Raw genomic sequence first — 23,047 nt, forward strand, 5'->3', positions numbered from 1 at the left:
AACAAATGCATATGAAGTCAGGCAGTATTTTAAAAAGCGTATTTTTAATTGGGGCTTTTTTACTTTGTGCGTTTAAACTTTTGCCACCCCACAAGGCAAACATCGTATTTATTGGCGATAGCATAACCTTTGGCTCAAACACCGCCGAACTGCAGCCCTCTGTATATGCTTTGGATTACCTGGTGAAAAAAAAGGGCATTATGGTAACACAAAGCAACCAGGGTGTGAGCGGACACACTACGCTTGATTTTTTGCCCGGGGAGCAGGATTTTGATAATACCATTAAGGCTGCCGATGTATTTTACAGAGATACAGCAGCGCAACTGATATTTTCAATAATGCTCGGGACTAACGACAGTGCCATGCAAGGTACCCACGGGGCGCCGGTATCGCCGGTACAATACGCTGCCAACCTTAAAACTATTGCCGATAGCTTGTTAAAACGCTACCCCAACAGCAAGATAGTTCTTAACACTCCAATTTATTACAGCCCCAATACTTATAATGGTGCCATGTACCTGCAAGAAGGGCTTAACAGGCTGCAAAGCTATTTCCCGCAAATTGCCGCTTTAGTTAAGGGTTATTCTGTTACCAATCCCAACCATGTATATACAGGTTACACTAACGGGTTTGTTGACTTCAGGAAAAACTATCAATTTACCTTACAGCCTGAGCAGGGTAAGCAAGGGACTTTTTACCTGCACCCCAATAAATCAGGGGCAGGTTATCTGGGTAAAAAATGGGGCGAGGCTATTTACCGCGCTTTAACAAATTAATCTTCGGAAGTATCTTTTTTAGGGGTTGGCGGGGTTGAAACTATTTCGCCAAATTCATTTACATAAGCCATCATATCTTCCAGGCCGCCGCCGGCCGAGTTTTCCTGGCGTTCTTGTTTGCGCAATGCCTTCTCTTCTTTTTTCTTTTGCTTGTTTTTTTCAAGCTGTTTCTTCATAAATGTTGCTTGTGATTTAGCCATATATTATCGGGAATTAGTGAATAAAAAAAGCATCCGCTTTAAAAGCGGATGCTTTGTAGGTGTACAATATAGTCATTTTATACGGCTTTGCGTTAAATTAATTTAACTAAACGGGCAGTGGGCTGTAAATCAGCATCAAAGTATATCTTACGCTACCGCTTTAAAAGCTTATTTAAAATGCAAAAACCTGCCGCTATTTAAAAAATAAAGGTTAGCTTTAAGAAATTCCTTCTCAACACAAGCAATTTCAATACAGGCATTGCCAATCAGTAATACGGCGCAACAGCTAAGCTGATGATTGCCGGCGATAATTCTATTATAATACATTTAAAATAAACACCATGAGCAAAGACAGAAAAACGGTTAAAGAAACCAAAAAAGCCCCCGCAGTAAACGGGACCAAAAAGCAATCAGCATATCAATCAGGAAAAGGTTCGACTTCTTCCGATCTGTCAAGCAAAAAATAAGAATCATGAGCGAACAAATGATAGAGATCCAAACTAAATTATACTTGTACGATCTTGCTAACCTTGCTAAAGAGCATGGTTTTAAAGCCGATGATAACTGGGAGTTTAGCATGGCAAACAATGCCGAAAGGATAAGTATACAAAAGAACTACTTCCCTACTAATGTAACCAAAATTGTACCCGAAATATTACTGCAGGTATTAAACTCCGTTAGGACGGCGCTTAAGCAATCACTCGCCGTTAAAGACGCGCCGGATGCCCAAAGCATTATTGCTGATGAATTGAATTACCTGGTTGCGTTTAACCCTAAACGACCAAGGACGTAACAGGTTAACATCTTGTCAGGCCGAACATCGTGGAGCATCTATCGCCGGGTAGTTCCTTAGCTCCCACTCAGGATGACAAATTTTACAACAGTTCCGTGGCTAAATTGGCCAGTTCGCTCCTTTCACCCTTTTGCAGGGTGATATGGGCGTAAAGCGGATGCCCTTTGGCCTTATCAATAAGATACGACAGGCCATTGCTTTCAGCATCGAGGTATGGCGTATCTATCTGGTAAATATCACCGGTAAATACAAATTTACTGTTTTCCCCGGCCCGCGATATAATGGTTTTTACCTCATGGGGTGTAAGGTTTTGGGCCTCGTCTACAATAAAAAATATTTTGCTTAAGGTACGGCCGCGTATAAAAGCCAGCGGCGTTATTGATATCTTGTCGTTTGCCACCAGTTCATCAAGTTTGGCCTGCATCTTCTCATCCTCGGCAAACTGATCTTTAATAAACTTCAGGTTATCCCATATGGGGGCCATGTATGGGTCTATTTTTGATTTAACATCACCCGGCAAAAAGCCAATATCCTTATTACTAAGCGGTATTATGGGGCGTGTTACAAATATCTGGCGATAGTGCTTGCGCTGCTCTAAAGCGCTGGCCAATGCAAGCAGCGTTTTACCGGTACCGGCATTACCTTGTATAGTTACCAGTTTAATATCGGGGTGCAGCAGCGCGTGTATGGCAAAGCCCTGTTCCATATTGCGGGGGTAGATATTCAGTACAGGCTGTTCGGTCACCGTTTCTACCTGTTTGCTCTGCGAATTATAAAATCCGGATGCGGAGCCATGCTTACCGTTTAAAATATAAAACTGGTTGCCTGCCTCAAGGGGGATATTAAAATTATCAGCAGGTATGCTAAGGTTTTTTGTTAGCTTGCTCAAAAGCTTTTCGGTTACATTATTCAATGTAGTTTTGCCTGTGTAAAGCTCCTCAAGATTTTTCACCTTACCGGTTTCATAATCCTCGGCATACAAATTTAACGCCTTGGCCTTTAAACGCAGGCAAATATCTTTAGATACCAGTATCACTTTTTTGCCGGGGTTTTCAAACTGAAGTCCCAAAGCAGCATTTAAGATGCGGTGGTCTATCTTATCTGATCCAAAAACCACTTCGGCATCCGCACCGGTGTTGGTGGCATCCATTATCACTTTAAAAGAGCCCTTACCTTTACCGTTTAGCGGTACCCATTGATTGATCAACCTGCTGCGCGACATATCGTCCATCAGCCTGATAAAACTGCGAGCCTCAAAATTACGCGTATCGTTACCGCTTTTCATGTTGTCAAGCTCTTCCAATACCTGTATGGGTATGGCAACGTCATGTTCATGAAAATTTTCAAAGGCGTTGTGGTCATATAGTATAACCGAGGTATCCAGTACAAATATTTTCTTCTTCCCGTCGGGCTTGTGTGTAGCGTCGTTGTTCATTAATGCTAAATTAGGCATTTTGATTGGGGAGCGGTTGCAGTTGTTGAAAATGTTTTAATAGTTAGCGAAAGCACTTATACCCTTACCGGTAGGCTGATAGTCGCGAAATACCCCTATATTGGCGTGTTTGCACCTCATTAGGTGTCGTTGTCCGCTTTAAATTTGCAGTATGATCAACTAATTTAAAAAAGATGAGAAAAATAAAGGTACTGGCACATATTTCATTAGATGGCGTAGTACAATCGCCGGGAGGCCGCGAGGATGATAGTGATTTTGCGCATAGCGGATGGTCTATGCAATATGCCGATAAGCAAACCGGAGAAGGCATTGTTGCCGCCCATGGGCACAATTACGACCTGCTGCTTGGCCGCCGTACTTATGATGTTTTTGCAGGATACTGGCCAAACGCCCAAAGCGGTGCAATTGCCGACGGTTTTAACGCCGCGAAAAAATACGTTGCGACCCATAGGCCCGAAAGCCTTGAATGGGGCCCGGTTGAAGACCTGGGTGCAGATATTGTTGAAGGCCTGCGCGCTTTAAAGGCACAGGACGGCCCCGACCTTATTGTTTGGGGAAGTGTGACGGTTACATCGTTATTGTTTGCGCACGGGATGGTTGATGAGGTGGTATTATTTGTTTACCCGGTTTTACTGGGGAGCGGCAAACGCTTTTTTACAGACAGCGCCGAAGCATGGAAACTTGAGCTTATAAACAGTACAGTCGGATCATCTGGCGTAGTTACCAATATTTATAAATACGCAGGGGCTTTACAGATCTAAAACACTGCCCGTTGAATTTCGAAGGCGGGCCATAACTTAATTGAAAATGCCTTAAAATAGGAAAACGGAAGCCTCTTCTTTCGAAATGACCTCCGTTTTTCCCGACCCCATGAATAGCCGTGGCTATCATGAAGCATCAAGTTTTGTGTAAATTAACCGACCTGATCTCCTCTTTGTATAATGCGAACGCCGATGTCTCTTTATTCGCTGTGAATGCCGATGTTTCAATTGTTGACACGTATGCAAACTTTGTCTGTCTCCTTGCGGATGGTGACGCTTCCAAATTCGTTCCGCATGTGTCCTTCGTTCCTCTTGCGAGTGCGGATGGGTCATTGCTTCTGCGAATATTGATGTTGTCACTTCTCCCGAGGGGAAGTCGACTCCGTTGTTATTCGTGCAACGCTGATACTTCTTTATTCCGTTGAATGCCGATGTCTCTTTGTTACGCTACGCCGATTGCTTCAAGGTCATTATTTTGTTTGCCGCCCTCCGTAGAATCTTGCAAAACCCATAATACCTCATTAATCATCTGCCAGACAAACCTGCTTTCGCAATTTGATCTTTTACATGATTCAGGCACTTCCCTTATCTTTAGTTCGCCCGAGGGTCCACCCGATTAAGTTTCTGTATTCCTGTAAGGCTGTCAAAGTACGTCGTTCTTGATGATTACAATATAGGAACATAAAGCATCATTTGTCAAGGCCTTTTTTTATTTTCTTTTTAACATGTTATTAACATAAAACAGCTGGTTATCCACATTACACAAGCCGTGATATATAAGCGCTTCAAACTTTTTGACCGGGTTTATAAACAACGCGGTTACTAACAATAAACTAAAAACAGGTACACATACTGCCACATATAAAACGCGCGCATCAACCAGATTTCAAATTTTTTCTGTTAGATGTTTCCAGTATCTTTTAGGGATATGGCGCACATGAAGCCTGGTGTTTTTTCGTGACGGAATGTTTACGCTGGTAAAATAGTTCTTCCACAAGTGCTGATAAATGGTCTCCTCCTCCGTAAATGCGGCTATAATATTGGCGGGTTTGCCAATGTTTGCAAAGTCAAGCGAAATATATTGGGTATCGTGCAGGTCGTAATAGATGCCGTATTTACGCCTCAGATCATATATTATCCATTTTTGATCAGCGTAGCGGCTTTTAAAATGGCGAATAAGCAAAGGCAACACATTAAAATCCGGTTCAACTGCGGCGTAAAAAATATCGTCCTTTAATTTCTGAAAGCGCACAAAGGCTTCCATCCTGTGTTTTTCGCGCCTAACCATGCGTACCATTTCTGATACGCGCAGCACAAACCGGTTGCCATAGTCCTCTTCAATGTTTTGCGCCGCATCAAAAGCATACCTGATGTATCCCACCAGATTATTATCCTCCCCTTCCATTTCGGCTAAATGAGCGGCGTACAGCCTTTGTATGCCCATTGCTGATATCCTTTGTGTCAGGCCTTTTAAAACGCGGTTAGCGCGTATCTCATCTGTTGTTACCTGTAACTTATTTTCAAAAAAGGCAGCAGTATCCGGTTGATTGCGTTGCAGGTTTACGCGGTCGAGCCGGCGATCGTAAATTTCGAATACAACGGTAAGAAGCCCTTCAAAAGTGCCATCGTAAATAAGTGTGGTCATGGTTAAAACAAGTTTAATTGTACCTGGGTATTCTTTAAAAATTTGCTTTGCGATGTCGCCAGTATAAACTGCTTAATGCTACTACCTGTAAGGTCGCGCCGTTCAAATTGGCTGCTGTTGCAAGTGATAAAAAATTTTGCCCGGTTAAGGGCCACACCTATTTTTTTTAGCTGGTCCCAATTAAGCCTGCCAAACCTGCGGGCAGCCACAATCTTTTGTGCCGATTGCAAGCCTATGCCGGGTATGCGCAAGATCATTTGCAGGTCGGCCTTATTAATATCAATCGGGAATACCTGCATATTTCGTATAGCCCAGCTTAATTTAGGGTCGATATCCAGATCAAGGTGCGGCTGGCTGTCGTTCACAATCTCGTTCACCTTAAAACCGTAAAAGCGCATCAGCCAATCCGCCTGGTACAGGCGGTTCTCGCGCACCATTGGCACGGTGGTGTTTAAGGCAGGCAGGCGGCTATCGGCCAGCACTGGTACATATCCCGAATAATAAACCCGCTTTAAGTTAAAGTTCTTATAAAAATAGTTAGCCGATTGTAGCACCTGGCTGTCGTTCTCGGGGGTTGCGCCAATAATAACCTGCGTGCTTTGGCCTGCCGGCGCAAATATGGGTGCTTTTTTGAAGAGCTTTTTTTCTTCAGTGCGCTGGATAATGGCACTTTTAAGATATCCCATAGGCTTGATCATATCCGCCTGATTTTTATCAGGCGCTAATAATTTCAACCCGGCCTCGGTGGGCATTTCCAGGTTAACGCTCAATCGGTCGGCATACAAGCCCGCTTCATTCATCAGTTCGTCGCTGGCACCCGGGATAGATTTGAGGTGAATATAGCCGTTAAAATTATGCTCGGTACGTAATTTTTTGGCCACCCGTACAAGCCGCTCCATGGTAAAATCAGCATCCTTGAAAATACCCGAGCTGAGGAACAAACCTTCAATATAATTACGACGGTAAAAGTTAATGGTAAGGTCTACCACCTCCTGCACTGTAAAAGCTGCACGTTGAATATCATTGCTTTTGCGCGATACACAATAAGCGCAATCAAATATGCAATGGTTAGTTAACAGTATCTTTAATAACGACACGCACCTGCCATCCTCCGTGTAGGAATGGCATATGCCGTTGCTGGCATTGCCAAGGCCTTTGTTCTCGTTCTTCCGCTTACTTCCGCTGCTGGCGCACGATACGTCATACTTAGCTGCATCAGCCAAAATATTCAACTTCCCTGTTATCCTGTCTACATTCATACCGTTTCAAAAATACTAATATTATTAGCAATTTTTATGACTAATATCAGAACTGTTAAGATGTTTTAGGAATACATGGTATTCTTCACCGACTTCATTACCTTTACACAAAAACACATATGCCAGATTTAGATTCAGGATTTTGCGAGCACCTGCAAGCCATTAAAGAAGTTAAACTGAGCGACAACCACGTTTGCGAAGAATGCATAAAACAAGGCACCAAATGGTTCCATTTGCGCACCTGTCAAACTTGTAGGGTCACTTTGTGCTGCGACCAATCTGATGAACAGCACATGACCAAACATTACCACGCTGCGCATCACCCGGTAATAGCGTCGGCTCAGCCCGGCGAGCGCTGGCTATGGTGTTATCCCGACGAGCAATTTGCAGATTATTGAGCCAGTAGCTCATCTACCAGCTTAGGTACCCCTATTGTAGCTTTATAAGGCATTTCAATGATGCTTCTGTTACTTGCAGTAGGTATGTTTGGGTCAATGATGTATTTTTTTACCTCCCGGGGCACGTAATTGATCAACCCGGCGGCAGGATAAACGGCCAGCGAAGTACCGATCAAAATAAACAGGTCGGCCTGGCTGCAAATTTGCGCCGCGGTTTCTATCATGGGTACCGCTTCGCCAAACCATACCACATGTGCGCGCAGCTGCGATCCCAATTCGCACTTCTCGCCCATTTTTATCTCCCAGCCATTAATGGGGTAAGTAAGGCTCGCCTTTACGCTCGACTGCGACCGAGTGATGATGCCATGCAGGTGTACTACATTGGTTGAGCCAGCCCGCTCGTGCAGGTCGTCGATGTTTTGGGTGATGATAGTCACCTCGTATTTATCTTCAAGTTTAGTCAGCGCGTAATGAGCGGCATTAGGCTTAGCCTCTAGTACCGATTTGCGGCGCTGATTATAAAAATCCTGCACCATTTCGGGGTTGCGCTCCCAGGCTTCGGGTGTGGCTACATCTTCTATATTATATCCTTCCCACAAGCCGTCGGTATCCCTGAAGGTTTTTAGGCCGCTTTCAGCGCTTATTCCCGCGCCGGTAAGCACTACTATTTTTTTCATAATTTTAAGATCTGAGGCAAAGCATCGCATTTTCGCCTCACAAAAAAAAGCGGTTAACTATGGCTAACCGCTTTTTTTTGTATTTTATTTAATTTATAAAGCCAGTTGCCTTTGTGTTTGCAGCGAAGTATACTTTCTTTTAGCCAGTTCAAATCCGCCAAACAGGATGGCGCCGTATAAGGCATCGGCTATAAGCATGTTTGTTTCAAACGGGTAAATAGCTGCGGTTAACGATTGGCCATAGCCTGCAAGCGTATGCGGATAAAAAGTTCCGTATAAAAATGGAAGATCCATAATTAGCCAGTGTATCATTACCGACACTACCGATGCTGTTGCAACGCTTACTATATTCACCTTTTTTATAAAAGTGCCAACCAATACCATTAGCATAAAGCAACCGTACACCCATAACGAGCTGCCGGTAAACACAATCAACTTGTACGTGTAAATATAATTCACAAAAATATCGCTCACAAAAAGTGATAGCATCGGTATAAGGTAAGCCTTCCACGTATCATTAAAATAGGCACCTGCAAACAGTGCTATGGCACCCACCGGTGTAAAATTACTAAGCAGGGGCACCTGTGTGTTTACAAGGCGCATTGCAGTTGCAGCAAGTATTATTAGTATAAGTACGCTATTGCGGGTGTTGATCTTGTGTAATGACATGGTTTTAATTAAAGTTCAAATTTATTGATAATACACTGCAATTTAAAATGCTATTTATTAACCAAAACTATTTTACCCGGGCTTACGCCGGTTTCCATGGTGTATTCTTTTTTGCCGGTCTTGTCAAACGCCGTTACAGATCCGTTTGACGAATAATCTTTGGCGTCGGCAATAAACACTTCGCCGGTAATGCTGTCGATCGTAATAGCATATGGGGAAGTAATAGTTACATCGCCGGTTATAAAGTTTGCACGCTCGGGCTGCTGGGTTTTGGCGTTATACATTGCTATCTTATTATCAGCTGTGGGAAAATAAACATAATCGCCGTTGGCAGCAATGGGCAGGTTATATCCAAGGGTTAGGTCACTTTGCGACGTAACCGCATCAGTAGTTGTATTTATAATAGTGATACCGGCCGATACATCGTTATAGTTACCTGCAGATAGCACATAAACGTTGCCGTAAGTATCCGCAGCGATGGTGATTGGGTTAACCGTTACCGTTATCTTTTTGGTTTCGCTTAAGGTGGCAAGGTCAATTACCGACACTGTTTTATCCAGGTCGGGATAATCTAAGCCCCCCGAATTGGCTACATATAATTTACCATTTGATACAGCCATTTGCTCGGGATTTCGGCCAACTTTTATGCTTTTAACTATAGCAAGCGAGGCAGTATCGATCACTGATACTGTACCATTGTAAGATGTTACAAAGGCATTGCTTTTGTAAAAAACGATACTGCGTGGTTGTGTAATACTGATCTTTTTGATCAGCTTAACCGTTTTTGCTTCGGCTACATCCACCAGGTCTGAATTGTTTACCACAATGAACATTTTTGAGCCATAGATCCCCAGGTCATTACCGGTATCGCCTAATTTTTCGGTATTGATGGCGGCAAAAATGTCCGGTGTAAGCTTTTTAGCGGTGTAATCATAATACGAAAGCGTACTGTTATTGTGGCCAATGCCGCCCTGGTTTAAAATATACAGCCCGGCCCTTTCGGCATCGGGCTTATCAGGGGTAGGTTGTACCTTTTCTTTACTGCACGATGTAAGTAAAGTGGCAAAAGCAAGCGAAATAAACAGGTACTTTGGTTTAAAGTGTTTCATTTGATGATGTTATATAGTTATTTGAAATGTGATTCGTACAGAGCGGCCGGGCATGGGATAACTTTGCACCACCATATAGCCTTTGTTAAACAGGTTATTAACCTCCGCGGATACCACCAAAGGCAGACCTTTGCAAGCGCCTTTATAAACCAACGCTGCATCACTTACCGTATATTTTGGCAGGCGATCGTCGTCATTATTATTATTGTTGTAGTATCGTGAGGAAAGTTGTTGTTGATTATAATAAACCCCCATCGGCCCTGTGGTTACGCCGATATTAAATGCAAAGGTGTTTTTTGGGACGTAAGGCAACTGATTAAGGTAGATAGAGGATGTTGGGTCGGTTAGGTTTTGTGCCTGCTGATGGGAGTAGTTAGCTGATAGCACAATGTTATACCCCGCCCCTAACCCAGCCTGTGTCTTTAAGCCGGCATCCAGCCCTTTAATGTCAACTTTACCAAAATTTTCTACTGAACCATTGTATAAATTAGGTGTATATACGATCTTGTCTTTTACGTTGTTATAGTAAGCATCCGTAGTAAGACTGATGTATTGAAAAAAGCCGTTAAGGTTTCTGCTATAGGTGAAGCCAAGGTTATACTGATTGGTAAACTCTGGTTTAAGTTTAGTATTAGTAATGAAATTATAATACAATTCGTTGAAAGTTGGCGCCCGGAAAATATACTTATAAAAGCCCCTTACCTGGAAGCCCTGGTCATCAAACGGTTTTATGGTAGCCATTATCGTTGGCGAAAATATATTGCGATGCGGAATGGTAGTACCCGTAGCAACCGACTCCGAGATATCTGTATTAAGCAGGCTTGCCTGCAAGGTGGTTTTTCCGAGCACCAGTGTGCTTGCCAACACATTTAACAACGCAAACCGTGTTGGATAGCGAAACCCAGGCAAATTAGCGCTCATGTTATTTACAGAGATATCTGTTGCGTATGAAACTTCCCAATTTGGTAGAAGGTGATAGGACAACGCCGCCGACTGGTAGTATTCATGCTGCTTAAACTGCTGATCCAGAAAACCGGCAGAACTCGGAAACTGGGGGTTAAAATAATGCAGGTAATTTTGAGAAAACTTGCTGTTAACCAGCAAATGGATACCGTGGCTAAACACATGTTCGTAACCGGCTTGCAAAAACAGGTCTTTGTTCCATAAGCGCTGGCCTGCAGGCGGTGGTTTGTTGATAATAACAGGGCCGGGAAGCCCCCTACCCGAATTATAATAGTTAGCATGAAAGTTAAACTTACTGCTGTCGTTTTTTGTCCAATAAAGCGCGCCATCAACCTGTTGCGCATTAATGGCCGAACCTAACCGTGTTTGTTTGCTTTTAGCCAGTCCGTCGTCGTTGATGTAAGTATAGCGGCCATTAGCCTTTTGCAAATAGCCATTTATGATGAACGACCAGCTATTGCTTAAACGCTGCTGCCATTGCACATAAGTATTAAACAAACCGAACGAACCGGTTTTAACTCCTGCGGTTATAAGATATGGTTTATCAGTATTTAACCGGGGCTTAATAGTTGTTATGGAAAGGATACTGGCGGATGCAAATGACCGTGCAGGCTGCAGGATATTGGGAGGCTGCCCGTTGTATAAGGCTATGTGCTGTATATTGTTAAGATTGAGCCTTCCCAGGTCAACCTGCCCGTTCTCGGCATCGTTGATCTGCACACCATCATATAATACCGCCACATGATTAGCACCCAGGCCGCGTACAGATACCGTTTTTAAACCACCAATGCCGCCGTAGTCTTTGATATTTACTCCCGCAAAATTTCGTATCGCGTCCGCAACGCTGGCAGCGCTATACCGGGTAAAATCGGCCGCCGCAACCTGTTGTGATGGGGTTATGGTTTGGATATAGGGTGCCTTTGCAGATGATATCAGGACCTCTTTTAGTTTTTTGCTTGTGTCTTGCTGTGCAAATACCTTAATAGTTGGAAAAAGAAGTATCCATACAAAGCACACGTATTTAACGCGTTTATACGTAAAAATGCACGATAATTTTTTTTTCATGTTGCAAGCAAAAAAACTTACAGCATACAGGAACTACACAGAATGGAAAACGCCGGTATAAAAAAGCATCCACACTCAAGCTTCAATCCCCGAAAGCTGTGAATAATATAATGCTGAGGCAGGTATTCTGACTTACTCCCCTTTGCCTGCCTTCCCACCCGCAACTAACGGACAGTGACATTTTTGATGGGCATTGGTTAACAGAGCTTACAGCTGCGGGACAGTTGCGGATTTACACCGTATTCCCTTTTAATTCTCCCGGGAACGTTCTCCCGGCAGAAACCTAAAGCATGGCAAATGTACTATTACAATTGTTAAACCCAAATATTAATATTGGCGGCGGCTAAATTAATTTCAATAAAAGAAAACCTGCTGTTTATTAGCGTGTTTAACAGGTATATAATAATTATATTATGACAACATCAACATTAGAAAATAGATGGCGTGCTACTTCTGCCTCAGAGGCGCGTAACAGCTCATTAAGCACCAATTTATCGCAAACAGAACGCACCCTGTCAATTGCAGGTGGTGTAAAGCTTGCACTATCGGGCTTTAAAGGCCTATTTAAAAGCCCGTTCTCCAGCATCATTAAAATAGGTGCGGGCGGCTACCTGCTCACCCGGGGGGTTACCGGCCATTGCGAACTCTACTCGCGTATGGGCCGCAACACTACTGAGCCTGTTAACGTTAATATCCGTTCGTCGTACCTCATTAACAAACCACGACAAGAGGTGTACGATTTTTGGCGTAAACTGGACAACCTGCCGTTATTTATGAAACATCTGGAAAGTGTTGAGCAGATAGACGACAAGCGGTCGCACTGGGTGTTAAAGCTGCCCACAGGCGTTGCTAAAGTGAGCTGGGATGCCGAAATTGTAAATGATGAGCCGGGTTATGCTATAGGTTGGAGCTCGCTGCCCGGCTCTCTGATTGATAATGCAGGTAAGGTACGTTTCCAGGACAGCCCGGATGGCGAAGGCACTTTAATAGACATCGTTATCTCTTACCGACCGCCGGCAGGTGGCTTTGGAGGCAGTATCGCACATATATTAAACCCTGTATTTAAAAACATGGTTGATAATGATGTACGCAACTTTAAACAATATATGGACATTGATGGCGGCGCTTCGTCACCGGCATATGAAGAACCTGTTGCTATAGTAATTGAAGAAACGGTAGTTGAGCGTACCTCATCAGAAGATACAGTTGCTGATGACCAGTCATCCCGTTATCAATCTCATATAGAACCCATAGAAGAGAGGCCATCTCCGGGTAATGAACACCAGGCGATGTAGCAACACTTGTTATTTACCGGTATCGTTGTACAATTAAATCACAGTTGTAAGGTTACCAACTTTAGCAACTTAAATAATAAAACCAGGATAATAAAAGAGCCCCGAATTCGGGGCTCTTTTATTATCCTAATATGGGTAGATATAATTAGTTACCCACTTCTGACAAGAATTTAATGCGCATTAACTGAACTTCCTCACGGGTATAGTCGTCTGAGCCAAGTTCGGCTAAAGCGGTATCGATAGAATCAACTTCAGCCGATTTAAAGTAATCGTAAACCTCTTCCTGCTTATCCTCATCAATCATTTCATCGATATAATAGTTAAGGTTTAGCTTGGTGCCCGAGTTAACTATAGTTTCCACTTCTTTCAGGATATCTTCGTACGTAAGCCCTTTTGAAGCAGCTATATCATCAAGGTTTAAATGCCTGTCGATGTTCTGAATAATGAATACTTTTAATGCCGATTTATTTGCGGCGCTTTTTATGACCATATCTACCGGGCGGTCAATATCATTGTCCTCAACATATTTGCTGATCAGATCTACAAACGGAGCACCGAATTTCAACGCTTTACCCGCCCCTACGCCTGATATTTGTTTCAGTTCCTCGGTATTTACCGGGTAGTGGGTGCACATTTCCTCTAACGATGGATCCTGGAAAATGACAAACGGAGGCAGCCCTTTTTGTTTCGCCAGTTTTTTACGCAGGTCCTTAAGCATTTGCAGCAATTGGGTATCTAAAGCCCCTCCACCTTGTTTTGGCCCTTCGTCAGTATCGTCATCATCAGTTGGTCCCATTTCCCGGTTTAGCAGAAAACGGATACTGTAAGGATTGTCAATAAATGCGTTGCCAGTTTTTGTTAAGTGCAATACACCGTATTGGTCAATATCTTTATAAAGGAAATTATTTAGCAATGCCTGGCGCATCAGGGAGTTCCAAAGGTTTTCACCCTGCTCAATACCCGACCCAAAATAATCCAGTTTGTCGTGTTTATAATTTTTTACCTGCGTATCATCCTTACCCATTAGTATATTGATGATGTGGCAATCATCAAACTTTTCGCCTATCAGCCTGATCAGGCTTAGCACCCTGTGCAGGTGTTCTTCGCCATCAAAATGCACTTTAGGGCCGCAGCAATTATCGCACATATTATTGCAGCCTGCTTCGTTAAAGTTCTCGCCAAAGTAATGCAATAATTGTTTACGACGGCAAACAGACGATTCGGCGTAGTCAATAACCTCCTTCAATATCTGTGTACCTATCTCGCGCTCGGCTACAGGTTTATCCTTCATAAACTTCTGCAGCTTATCAATATCCTTACCCGAGTAAAACGCAACGCAAACCCCTTCGCCCCCGTCACGGCCGGCGCGCCCGGTTTCCTGGTAATAGCCCTCCATGCTTTTCGGCATATCGTGGTGTATAACATACCTCACATCGGGTTTGTCTATACCCATACCAAAAGCTATAGTAGCTACAATTACATCAACATCTTCCATCAGGAATTTGTCCTGTGTATCGGCGCGCACTTTCGGGTCTAAACCGGCATGGTAAGGCAAAGCCTTTACACCGTTAAGATTAAGTGCTTCTGCAACTTCTTCAACCTTTTTACGGCTAAGGCAGTATATAATGCCCGATTTGCCCTGGTTTTGCTTAACAAACTTAACAATCTCCTTTATAGCGTTACGTTTGGCCCTAACCTCATAAAAAAGGTTACTGCGGTTAAACGACGATTTAAAAACAGTGGCATTGTTCATTTGCAGGTTCTTTTGAATATCCTGCTGTACCTTCGGCGTAGCGGTAGCGGTAAGGGCTATAATGGGTATATCATCGCCTATGTTACTTATTACCTGGCGTATTTTGCGGTATTCGGGCCTAAAATCATGCCCCCATTCAGAAATACAATGCGCTTCGTCAACCGCAACGAACGACACCTGGTTCAATCTTAAAAAATCAACGTTTTCCTGTTTGGTCAATGATTCGGGCGCTACGTATAGCAGTTTGGTTTTCCCGCTTAATACATCGTCCTTAACTTTTAATATATCTGCTTTGGTGAGTGATGAATTTAAAAAATGAGCTATGCTGTCTGAGCCGCCAAAAGCCCTTAACTGGTCTACCTGATTTTTCATTAAAGCAATAAGCGGGGATATCACAATCGCTGTGCCTTCGCTCATTAATGCCGGTAACTGGTAACACATTGATTTACCTCCGCCTGTAGGCATTATCACAAAAGTGTCGTTACCGGCTAAAATATTAGTTATGATCGCTTCTTGTTCACCCTTAAAGTTATCAAACCCGAAAAAATTTTGCAGGTTATCAAAAAGCGACTTCTTAGTCTCTATCATTATTTACTTGTACGTTTGGAATTATGGTTCAAAATAACAAAAATTTATAAATAAACGGTTGGTTTTGTTAAAAATTTTATACTAAAATGATTATTTGATTAAAAACAATTTGTTTATTTATCGCTTTTACAAATGGTAAAATTTGTATTGAAATATTTAGTTTTATCCCATAATGAATTTACAAATTAATGCACATATTTAGCATTGGTTTGCCAAATTAAAATCTACAATTATACAATGAATAAAAACTATTATGCCATTATAATGGCTGGCGGTATCGGCAGTCGTTTTTGGCCTATCAGCAGAACATCGCACCCAAAGCAATTTATAGATATACTGGGTACCGGCAAAACGCTTATACAAAACACTTACGAGCGTTTTTTGAAGGTATGCCCAAAAGAAAACATTTACGTTGTTACTAACGAAAACTATACCAGCCTGGTAAAAAAGCAATTACCGGACATGGCCGACCAGCAAATATTAACCGAGCCGGTTATGCGCAATACGGCGCCATGCGTTGCATACGGTTGTTTTAAGATAGAAAGCTTGAACCCTGATGCCGCTATTGTTGTGGCCCCATCAGACCACCTTATACTTGACGAGGCTGCATTTATTGATACGATACAAAAATCGTTAGAAACCGCATCTCAAAACGACTGTTTGATAACCCTGGGCATTAAGCCTTCCAGACCGGATACCGGTTACGGCTATATACAGTATACCGATCAAATACTGAACGATGATTTTCATAAGGTGAAAACCTTTACCGAAAAACCCACTGTTGATATTGCCAAAACCTTTATTCAAAGCGGCGATTTCTTATGGAACGCCGGGATATTTGTATGGTCGGCGAAAGCCATCGTCGATTCGTTTAACAGCCACCTGCCCGAAATGCATGAGATATTTGCCGAGGCGCGCTCGGTTTATAACACTGATGAAGAGAAGGAGTTTGTACACAAGGTATATCAACGCTGCATAAACATATCCATCGACTACGGTATTATGGAAAAGGCACCTAATGTTTACGTGCTGCCGTCTGAGTTTGGCTGGAGCGACCTGGGCACCTGGGCGTCGATATACCAGCTGGCCGAGAAGGATTACGTAGGCAATGCCGTAATACCATCAGAAAAGGTAATTATGTATGACAGCAGCAATTGTATGGTAAATGTACCCGGCGAAAAGCTGGTAATACTACAAGGCCTGCACGATTACATCGTGGTAGAATCTAACAACACCCTGCTTATTTGTCCGCGCGACCAGGAGCAAAATGTTAAACAAATAGTTGCGGACGTGAAGAACAAGTTCGGGACAAAATATATTTAAGCCCCCCAACCCCCTGAAGGGGGCGCAGAATATTAAACAGGCCCGATTTGGAAATCAAACCGGGCCTTATGCTTTCAAAAACTCCCCCTTCAGGGGGTTGGGGGGCTTAAGGTTCGCTGCCTTATCGCTTCATACAATATTACAGCTGTAGATACCGAAACATTAAGCGATTCGATCTCGCCAAACATGGGTATCTTAGCAAGATGATCGCTTATACGAATGATCTCGTTACGAATACCGTCTTCTTCTGATCCCATTACAATTGCTGTTGGCGCGGTATAATCAGGCTTGTAGATATAATCGTTTGTTTTTTCGGTGCAGCAAACCAGTTGTAATCCCGATTCCTGCAAAAATTTTACGGTTTGCATAAAGTTATCATGGCGGCATACGGGTATCTTGTATAGCGCACCAGCGGATGTTTTGATGGCGTCCGGGTTTATCTGCGCTGAGCCCTTCGCCGGGATAACTATAGCATGTACGCCAGCGCACTCGGCCGTACGTGCAATAGCGCCCATATTGCGCACGTCGGTAATGCTATCCAGCACCAATATCAGGGGCACTTCGCCCCTTTCAAATATATCGGGTATTATATTCTCTATTTTTTGATAAATAATAGGCGATATAAAGGCGATAACACCCTGGTGGTTTTTCATGGTGATGCGATTCAGCTTTTCAACAGGTACCTGCTGGCCTGTTACCTTGTATTCGTTCATCACCTCTTTAAGCTCATTGAGCAACCCGCCGCCCAGACCGCGCTGCAGGTACAAAGCTTCAATTTCCTTGCCTGCCAATATCGCCTCAATCACCGCCCGAATTCCGAAAACCATCTGGTTGCCTTCGCGCGGCGGGGGTTTAGAATTATATGCCATTTTATTAAAATTATTTTCGCCAAAAGTACCTAAATTAACTCATTTAACGGTTATTGGACTTACCCGCTTAACAGTATTGTTGATAATACTTAACAATAACAGAGACTTATAAACATCAATAGTAATCAGGTACTTATGCCGTTATTAACACGTTATAAACATTTAGTGTTAATTATTAGCGTTGAAATTTATAGTGCTGATAATGTTTTTATTATGTGGAAAACTTTGTTGTTAGCGATTTAAAAACAGCTATGAACATTTTTTATATATTTTTGTTTCATCATGACATTTGAGAACGATACTCCTAATTATAAGCCCAATTCAACCGATAGAAGAAGCAGGATAACCAACCCTACACCATATGCCGGCTTGGGCAAATTGCCCCCCCAGGCAGTTGACCTTGAAGAGGCTGTTTTAGGAGCCCTGATGCTCGAAAAGGATGCCCTTTCATCCGTAATTGATGTACTGAAACCCGAGGTTTTTTATAAGGATAATCACCAGAAAATATTTAACGCCATCCGCATCCTGTTCGAAAAAACATCGCCGGTAGATATCCTAACTGTTACAGCGCAGCTGCGCCAACAGGGCGAACTGGAAATGATAGGCGGCGCGTATTACATTACCGAGTTGACTAACCGTGTAGCATCGGCCGCTAACATTGAGTATCACTCACGTATCATCATCCAAAAATTTATACAACGCGAGCTGATCAGGATATCTACTGAGGTGATCAACACCGCTTACGAAGATACGAGCGACGTATTAGACCTTTTGGACAAAGCTGAGAAGAACCTTTTTGAGATAGCGCAGAACAACCTTCGCCGGGATTCGCGCAAGATGGACGACCTGATGCATGAAGCTTTAAAGGATATTGAAGCGCTTAAAGACAAGAAGGACGGCTTAACCGGTGTTGCATCGGGCTTTACAGACCTGGACAGGATGACCTCTGGCTGGCAACGGTCTGACCTGGTTATTATAGCTGCCCGCCCGGCAATGGGTAAAACCGCCTTTGTATTAAGCTGCGCCCGCAACGCCGCGGTTGATTTTGACAAGCCCGTAGTGGTGTTCTCGCTCGAGATGTCTTCTGTTCAGTTGGTTAACCGTCTAATATCGGGCGAAACCGAAATTGAACAGGAGAAGATTAGAAAAGGTACACTGGAAGAATGGGAATGGCAGCAGATCCATTCCAAAATTGGTCGCCTGGAGGCAGCGCCTTTGATCATTGATGATACCCCTTCACTAAATATATTTGAGTTTCGTGCCAAATGCCGCCGTTTAAAATCGCAGCATGATATCCAACTGATCATTATCGATTACCTGCAGCTGATGCAGGGTAAGGCCGATGGCAAAGGCGGCAACCGCGAGCAGGAAATTGGTAGTATTTCGCGTGCGCTCAAAACCGTAGCCAAGGAACTGAATGTGCCGGTAATTGCACTGTCGCAGTTAAGCCGTGCGGTAGAGAACAGGCCGGGTGGCTCAAAAAGGCCGATGCTGTCAGACTTGCGTGAATCCGGCTCTATTGAGCAGGATGCGGATATGGTGCTTTTTCTTTATCGTCCCGAATACTACGGGTTGGATGTGGATGAGGATAACAACCCTACGCAAGGCGTTGGCGAGGTTATCATAGCCAAGCACCGTAACGGCGAAACCGGCCGTGTGCGATTAAAATTTGTGGGTAAATATGTTAAATTCACCGATCTTGACCAGGGTATGGATAGTTTTCCGCCGGCGGGTAACGCTTTTGCAGGTTTAAACCCGTCAACAGACTTTGATAGTAAACCAAGCAATTTTATCATCCGTCCATCAAGAATGGATGATATGGAGGATGAACCGCCGTTTTAGAAGACCTTATAGCCGTGACTCTTGATCCTTTATCTTGACTTTTTAATAATCATCATCATCTTCCTCAAAGCCCATAGCCGAACGGTAAACAGCCTGCAATTCTGAGAACGCGTGCATATCCCGTTTGGCTTTTGTTATTTCCATCCCTTTCTCGTAAGTGCTAATGGCATCGTCTTTTCGGTTAAGGGCTTCATATAATTTACCCAGGTGGTAATAAGTGCCTGTATAATCTGGATGATTGTTTACCAGGTCTTCGTAATAGCCCAGAGCCTTTCCGGTATCGTTAAGTCGCAGGTATTCAGTTGCCAGCGCATATTTTAAAAATTCGTCTTCGGGTTCGTTCTGTATAAATGCCAACAGCTTTTCTAATCTGCTTATCTCCATTTTAAACTCTCTGTTTTTTAAACTAAATTTGCAGCACCCTAATTACCAATACCTGTAAATATATAAACCAATTATAATGAGTAAAATACTGGTATGTATCAGCAATGTTCCGGATACCACTACAAAAATAACCTTTACAGATAACAACACCCAATTTAATACAAACGGGGTCCAGTTTATCCTTAACCCATATGACGAAATAGCGCTTGCCCGCGCAATTGAATTAACTGATGGCGGCAAAGGCAGCGTAACCGTAATTAATGTTGGCGAAGCAAACACCGAAGCTACCATTCGCAAAGCGCTGGCTATTGGCGCTGCTGACGCGGTGCGTATAAATGCCAGACCGCAGGATGCCTGGTACGTTGCATATCAAATTGCAGAGTATGTTAAGGCAAACCCCTTTGACCTGATACTTACCGGCCGCGAATCTATTGATTACAATGGCTCCAAAGTTGCCGGTATGCTGGGCGAATTGCTCGACATCCCTTCTGTATCTATCATCAAAAAGCTGGACGCAACCGACAGCGAAGCAACCGTTGAGCGCGAAATTGAAGGCGGAAAGGAAGTACTTACAATTCCTTTCCCTTTTGTGGCGGGTTGCGCCGAAGGCGTTGCCGAACCTAAAATACCAAACATGCGTGGTATAATGAGCGCACGTACCAAACCATTAACTGTTGTTGAAGCTGTTGAGGTACAAACGCTATCGCAGATCATCAGTTACGAAACGCCCCCGCCCCGCGGCCAGGTTAATTTGGTTCCGGCAGAGGACCCGGCAAAACTGGTTGACTTGCTGCACACACAAGCAAGGGTTATATAATTTAGGTTTTAACGATCAATATTCAAATATGTCAGTTTTAATATACGCGGAAAATGCAGCCGGAAAGTTCAAGAAATCAACTTTCGAAGCGGTATCATACGCCAAAGCAATTGCTGCTCAAAATAACACCAACCTTATAGCCATTTCAATTGGTGATGTTGCTAACGAGGAATTAGCCGCCTTAGGCAAATACGGCGCCGAAAAAGTTTTAAACGTATCTAACGAGAAATTAAAGAATTTTATAAACCAGGCCTATGCTTCGGTTATTGCCGAAGCAGCAAAAGCTAATGGTGCTGATATTGTAGTATTATCAAATTCCTTCAGCGGGCGTGGCCTGGCTCCTCGCCTGGGCGTTAAGCTGCAAGCCGGCGTGGCCGATGGCGCAGTTGCACTGCCCGAACAGAACGGTGGAAAACTCACTGTTAAAAAAACGGCCTTCTCGGGCAAGGCGTTTGCCACCGTCGAGTTAACATCGGCTAATAAGGTTATAGCGCTTACGCCAAATTCATATAAAGTTGTTGAAGGCGGTTCTGCAGCACCGGTGGAAGTTTTCAATGCAGAAGCAAAGGCATCCGACTTTAAGGAAATGATCAAAGACATCGTTCGGTCGACAGATAAGGTGTCGCTGCCTGATGCAGAGATAGTGGTATCGGCCGGCCGTGGCATGAAAGGCCCCGAAAATTGGGGTATGATAGAAGAGTTGGCCAACCTGTTGGGAGCTGCTACCGCCTGCTCTAAACCTGTATCAGACGCCGGCTGGCGCCCGCACGAAGAGCACGTTGGGCAAACGGGTATCGCGGTTAGCCCGAATTTGTATATTGCAATAGGTATTTCGGGCGCTATACAACATCTTGCAGGTATAAGTTCGTCAAAAGTTATCGTTGTTATCAACAAAGATGCCGAAGCGCCGTTCTTTAAGGTAGCTGATTATGGCATTGTTGGCGACGCCTTTGAGGTATTACCAAAATTAATTGCCGCTGTTAAGGAATATAAAGCATCAGCTTAAAAAGAAATCGCTGTGATGGGTAACGACATGAAAAAGATCAAGCTGGATATTGTAGGGTTATCTTACAGTCAAACACAGTCAGGCGCTTATGCTTTGGTTCTGGGCGAAGTAAGCGGCCGCCGCAGGCTGCCAATCATTATTGGCAGCTTTGAGGCGCAAGCTATTGCTATAGAGATAGAAAAGATGACACCCAGCCGGCCATTAACGCACGATCTGTTCAAGAGCCTTGGCCAGGCGTTCAATATCACCGTTCAGGAAATTATAATTTATAACCTGGTTGATGGTATCTTTTATTCAAAGCTTATTTGCAGCGACGGAAAAAAAATGATAGAGATAGACGCCCGTACATCCGATGCCATTGCGATATCGGTAAGGTTTGAATGTCCTATTTATACTTATGAATTTATTCTTTCAACAGCAGGTATAGTTATCGAAGGTAACGATTTTGTTTACCTGGAGAACATAAATGAAACTCCGGAAGAAAAAACCCATACTTCAGCAACAGGCACTTATACGTCGTTAAGCGACGATGAACTAAAAACCCGCCTGCAGCAAGCACTTGCCGAAGAGGCTTATGAAAAGGCAGCTAAGATACGCGATGAGCTAAATAAGCGTAAATCATCGTAAAAGGTTCAAACAAAAAGAGCGGGTAATTTACCCGCTCTTTTTGTTTGATATATCAGTTTAAAAGTTAACACCAATATTGATAGCCGATACGCTATTCCTTAGCGTAGAGCCTGTGTTATTTTTCGCAATATCGTTAATCCCTGCCTGGCCATTAAGCTCGATAAACAATTTAGCTTTCTCTGCAAGCGGGAACTTAACACCAATACCCAGGTCGGCACCAAAATCGGTTGAGTTGAAAATAGGTTTCAAATCTGTACCATCCGCGGTTTCTGTTGCGTTAAGCAGAATGCCAACATACGGGCCAAAGTTTAAATACCAGTTTTTGGTACCGCCAAAGTGCCAGTTAGCCATTACCGGGATGGTGATGTAGTTAACCTGGTAATTTGTTGTAAAATTGTTAAGGTAACCATTGTTCCACCCTTTTTGATCGTAGCTTACCTTCGCTTTAAAGCTCCATGTTTCGGAAAAGTAATGATCAGCAGATACGCCAAGGTTAAAGCCAATGCGGGGGTCATCATTGTTAACACCGCTGGCCGACACATTGGCTATGTTTAAGCCTACATTTAAACCTAATTCGGTTTTGCCTTTTGATTGAGAGAACGCTGCCGTAGATGCAGCCAGAATAATAAGTACTGAAGTAAAAAATTTGTTCATAAATTGTGATTAAAGTTGGCGCGAAGATAATTAATTTATCAAACCGTTTGCCACACACCCCGCTGTTAAATGTTGTTTTTATAGCTTTCTCATATCGCTTAATTTCGCTATTTTCCGCCTT

23 protein-coding genes and 1 riboswitch are annotated in these 23,047 nt (G+C 43.4%); of the genes, 11 read left to right on the top strand and 12 right to left on the bottom strand.

The features are described 5' to 3' along the window. The first annotated feature begins 11 nt into the window (after positions 1-11). Positions 12-776, top strand: coding sequence for a GDSL-type esterase/lipase family protein (locus tag GWR56_RS17560; RefSeq protein WP_162432505.1), 765 nt, complete (start codon positions 12-14; stop codon positions 774-776). On the opposite strand, the gene GWR56_RS17565 is transcribed toward GWR56_RS17560, so the two are convergent. Next, the gene (locus GWR56_RS17565; protein ID WP_162432506.1) at positions 773-976 is read right to left on the bottom strand and encodes a hypothetical protein; all 204 of its coding nucleotides are present in this window, start codon (positions 974-976) and stop codon (positions 773-775) included. The two genes, GWR56_RS17560 and GWR56_RS17565, sit on opposite strands and share 4 nt — an antisense overlap. A gap of 341 nt (positions 977-1,317) precedes the next feature. Between GWR56_RS17565 and GWR56_RS20725 the strand changes: the two genes are divergently transcribed. Further along, a complete protein-coding gene (locus GWR56_RS20725; protein WP_255456699.1) occupies positions 1,318-1,443 on the top strand; it encodes a hypothetical protein in 126 nt (41 codons plus the stop codon). A 5-nt stretch (positions 1,444-1,448) separates the two neighbouring features. Then, entirely contained in the window at positions 1,449-1,769 is a 321-nt protein-coding gene (locus GWR56_RS17570; RefSeq protein WP_162432507.1) for a hypothetical protein, read from the top strand. Positions 1,770-1,851: 82 nt separating this feature from the next. Here the strand turns inward: GWR56_RS17570 and GWR56_RS17575 are convergent, their stop codons facing one another. Then, positions 1,852-3,222: a PhoH family protein gene (locus tag GWR56_RS17575; RefSeq protein ID WP_238395260.1), complete on the bottom strand. Its 1,371-nt coding sequence runs from the start codon at positions 3,220-3,222 to the stop codon at positions 1,852-1,854. A gap of 173 nt (positions 3,223-3,395) precedes the next feature. On the opposite strand from GWR56_RS17575, the gene GWR56_RS17580 reads away from it, so the two are divergent. Continuing rightward, on the top strand, positions 3,396-3,983 hold the full coding sequence (locus tag GWR56_RS17580; RefSeq protein ID WP_162432508.1) for a dihydrofolate reductase family protein: 588 nt from the start codon (positions 3,396-3,398) through the stop codon (positions 3,981-3,983). Positions 3,984-4,869: 886 nt separating this feature from the next. Here GWR56_RS17580 and GWR56_RS17585 read toward each other — a convergent pair. Next, positions 4,870-5,628 (bottom strand): TIGR03915 family putative DNA repair protein, encoded by a 759-nt coding sequence (locus GWR56_RS17585; RefSeq protein ID WP_162432509.1) that lies wholly within the window; start codon positions 5,626-5,628, stop codon positions 4,870-4,872. A gap of 2 nt (positions 5,629-5,630) precedes the next feature. Continuing rightward, positions 5,631-6,887, bottom strand: a complete 1,257-nt coding sequence (locus GWR56_RS17590; RefSeq protein WP_162432510.1) for a putative DNA modification/repair radical SAM protein — start codon at positions 6,885-6,887, stop codon at positions 5,631-5,633. A 119-nt stretch (positions 6,888-7,006) separates the two neighbouring features. On the opposite strand from GWR56_RS17590, the gene GWR56_RS17595 reads away from it, so the two are divergent. Further along, positions 7,007-7,285, top strand: coding sequence for a UBP-type zinc finger domain-containing protein (locus GWR56_RS17595; protein ID WP_162432511.1), 279 nt, complete (start codon positions 7,007-7,009; stop codon positions 7,283-7,285). On the opposite strand, the gene GWR56_RS17600 is transcribed toward GWR56_RS17595, so the two are convergent. From GWR56_RS17600 to GWR56_RS17615, 4 genes are all read right to left on the bottom strand, one after another. Beyond that, positions 7,279-7,962: an NAD-dependent deacylase gene (locus tag GWR56_RS17600; protein WP_162432512.1), complete on the bottom strand. Its 684-nt coding sequence runs from the start codon at positions 7,960-7,962 to the stop codon at positions 7,279-7,281. The genes GWR56_RS17595 and GWR56_RS17600 overlap by 7 nt on opposite strands. A 93-nt stretch (positions 7,963-8,055) precedes the next feature. Continuing rightward, positions 8,056-8,631, bottom strand: a complete 576-nt coding sequence (locus GWR56_RS17605; protein WP_162432513.1) for a DUF6580 family putative transport protein — start codon at positions 8,629-8,631, stop codon at positions 8,056-8,058. Positions 8,632-8,681: 50 nt separating this feature from the next. Beyond that, positions 8,682-9,740 (bottom strand): DUF5074 domain-containing protein, encoded by a 1,059-nt coding sequence (locus GWR56_RS17610; protein WP_162432514.1) that lies wholly within the window; start codon positions 9,738-9,740, stop codon positions 8,682-8,684. 9 nt (positions 9,741-9,749) lie between these two features. Next, the gene (locus GWR56_RS17615) at positions 9,750-11,768 is read right to left on the bottom strand and encodes a TonB-dependent receptor (protein WP_162432515.1); all 2,019 of its coding nucleotides are present in this window, start codon (positions 11,766-11,768) and stop codon (positions 9,750-9,752) included. Between the two features lie 99 nt (positions 11,769-11,867). After that, positions 11,868-12,070, bottom strand: a riboswitch (cobalamin riboswitch). A gap of 111 nt (positions 12,071-12,181) precedes the next feature. Between GWR56_RS17615 and GWR56_RS17620 the strand changes: the two genes are divergently transcribed. Then, positions 12,182-13,063 (top strand): SRPBCC family protein, encoded by an 882-nt coding sequence (locus GWR56_RS17620; protein WP_162432516.1) that lies wholly within the window; start codon positions 12,182-12,184, stop codon positions 13,061-13,063. 145 nt (positions 13,064-13,208) lie between these two features. Here the strand turns inward: GWR56_RS17620 and recQ are convergent, their stop codons facing one another. Next, positions 13,209-15,401 carry a DNA helicase RecQ gene (gene recQ, locus GWR56_RS17625; protein ID WP_162433248.1) on the bottom strand — a complete coding sequence of 731 codons (2,193 nt, stop codon included), beginning with the start codon at positions 15,399-15,401 and terminating at the stop codon, positions 13,209-13,211. Positions 15,402-15,641: 240 nt separating this feature from the next. Here recQ and GWR56_RS17630 point away from each other — a divergent pair, with 240 nt between their 5' ends. Next, positions 15,642-16,727: a mannose-1-phosphate guanylyltransferase gene (locus GWR56_RS17630; RefSeq protein ID WP_162432517.1), complete on the top strand. Its 1,086-nt coding sequence runs from the start codon at positions 15,642-15,644 to the stop codon at positions 16,725-16,727. An 89-nt stretch (positions 16,728-16,816) separates the two neighbouring features. Here the strand turns inward: GWR56_RS17630 and rlmB are convergent, their stop codons facing one another. Next, positions 16,817-17,596 carry a 23S rRNA (guanosine(2251)-2'-O)-methyltransferase RlmB gene (rlmB, locus tag GWR56_RS17635; RefSeq protein WP_238395261.1) on the bottom strand — a complete coding sequence of 260 codons (780 nt, stop codon included), beginning with the start codon at positions 17,594-17,596 and terminating at the stop codon, positions 16,817-16,819. A gap of 282 nt (positions 17,597-17,878) precedes the next feature. Here rlmB and dnaB point away from each other — a divergent pair, with 282 nt between their 5' ends. Next, positions 17,879-19,438, top strand: a complete 1,560-nt coding sequence (dnaB, locus tag GWR56_RS17640) for a replicative DNA helicase (protein WP_162432518.1) — start codon at positions 17,879-17,881, stop codon at positions 19,436-19,438. A 42-nt stretch (positions 19,439-19,480) separates the two neighbouring features. On the opposite strand, the gene GWR56_RS17645 is transcribed toward dnaB, so the two are convergent. Further along, positions 19,481-19,822 (bottom strand): heme biosynthesis protein HemY, encoded by a 342-nt coding sequence (locus GWR56_RS17645; protein WP_162432519.1) that lies wholly within the window; start codon positions 19,820-19,822, stop codon positions 19,481-19,483. A gap of 76 nt (positions 19,823-19,898) precedes the next feature. On the opposite strand from GWR56_RS17645, the gene GWR56_RS17650 reads away from it, so the two are divergent. The 3 genes from GWR56_RS17650 to GWR56_RS17660 are packed head-to-tail and all read left to right on the top strand — an operon-like array spanning position 19,899 to position 22,272. Beyond that, positions 19,899-20,639 carry an electron transfer flavoprotein subunit beta/FixA family protein gene (locus GWR56_RS17650; RefSeq protein ID WP_162432520.1) on the top strand — a complete coding sequence of 247 codons (741 nt, stop codon included), beginning with the start codon at positions 19,899-19,901 and terminating at the stop codon, positions 20,637-20,639. A gap of 28 nt (positions 20,640-20,667) precedes the next feature. Then, positions 20,668-21,645 (top strand): electron transfer flavoprotein subunit alpha/FixB family protein, encoded by a 978-nt coding sequence (locus GWR56_RS17655; RefSeq protein WP_162432521.1) that lies wholly within the window; start codon positions 20,668-20,670, stop codon positions 21,643-21,645. 27 nt (positions 21,646-21,672) lie between these two features. Next, on the top strand, positions 21,673-22,272 hold the full coding sequence (locus tag GWR56_RS17660) for a bifunctional nuclease family protein (protein WP_162432522.1): 600 nt from the start codon (positions 21,673-21,675) through the stop codon (positions 22,270-22,272). Between the two features lie 57 nt (positions 22,273-22,329). Here GWR56_RS17660 and GWR56_RS17665 read toward each other — a convergent pair whose 3' ends face one another. After that, a complete protein-coding gene (locus tag GWR56_RS17665; protein ID WP_162432523.1) occupies positions 22,330-22,926 on the bottom strand; it encodes a porin family protein in 597 nt (198 codons plus the stop codon). Positions 22,927-23,047: the final 121 nt, after the last annotated feature.

The sequence above is a fragment of the Mucilaginibacter sp. 14171R-50 genome (assembly GCF_010093045.1).
Taxonomy (GTDB): domain Bacteria; phylum Bacteroidota; class Bacteroidia; order Sphingobacteriales; family Sphingobacteriaceae; genus Mucilaginibacter.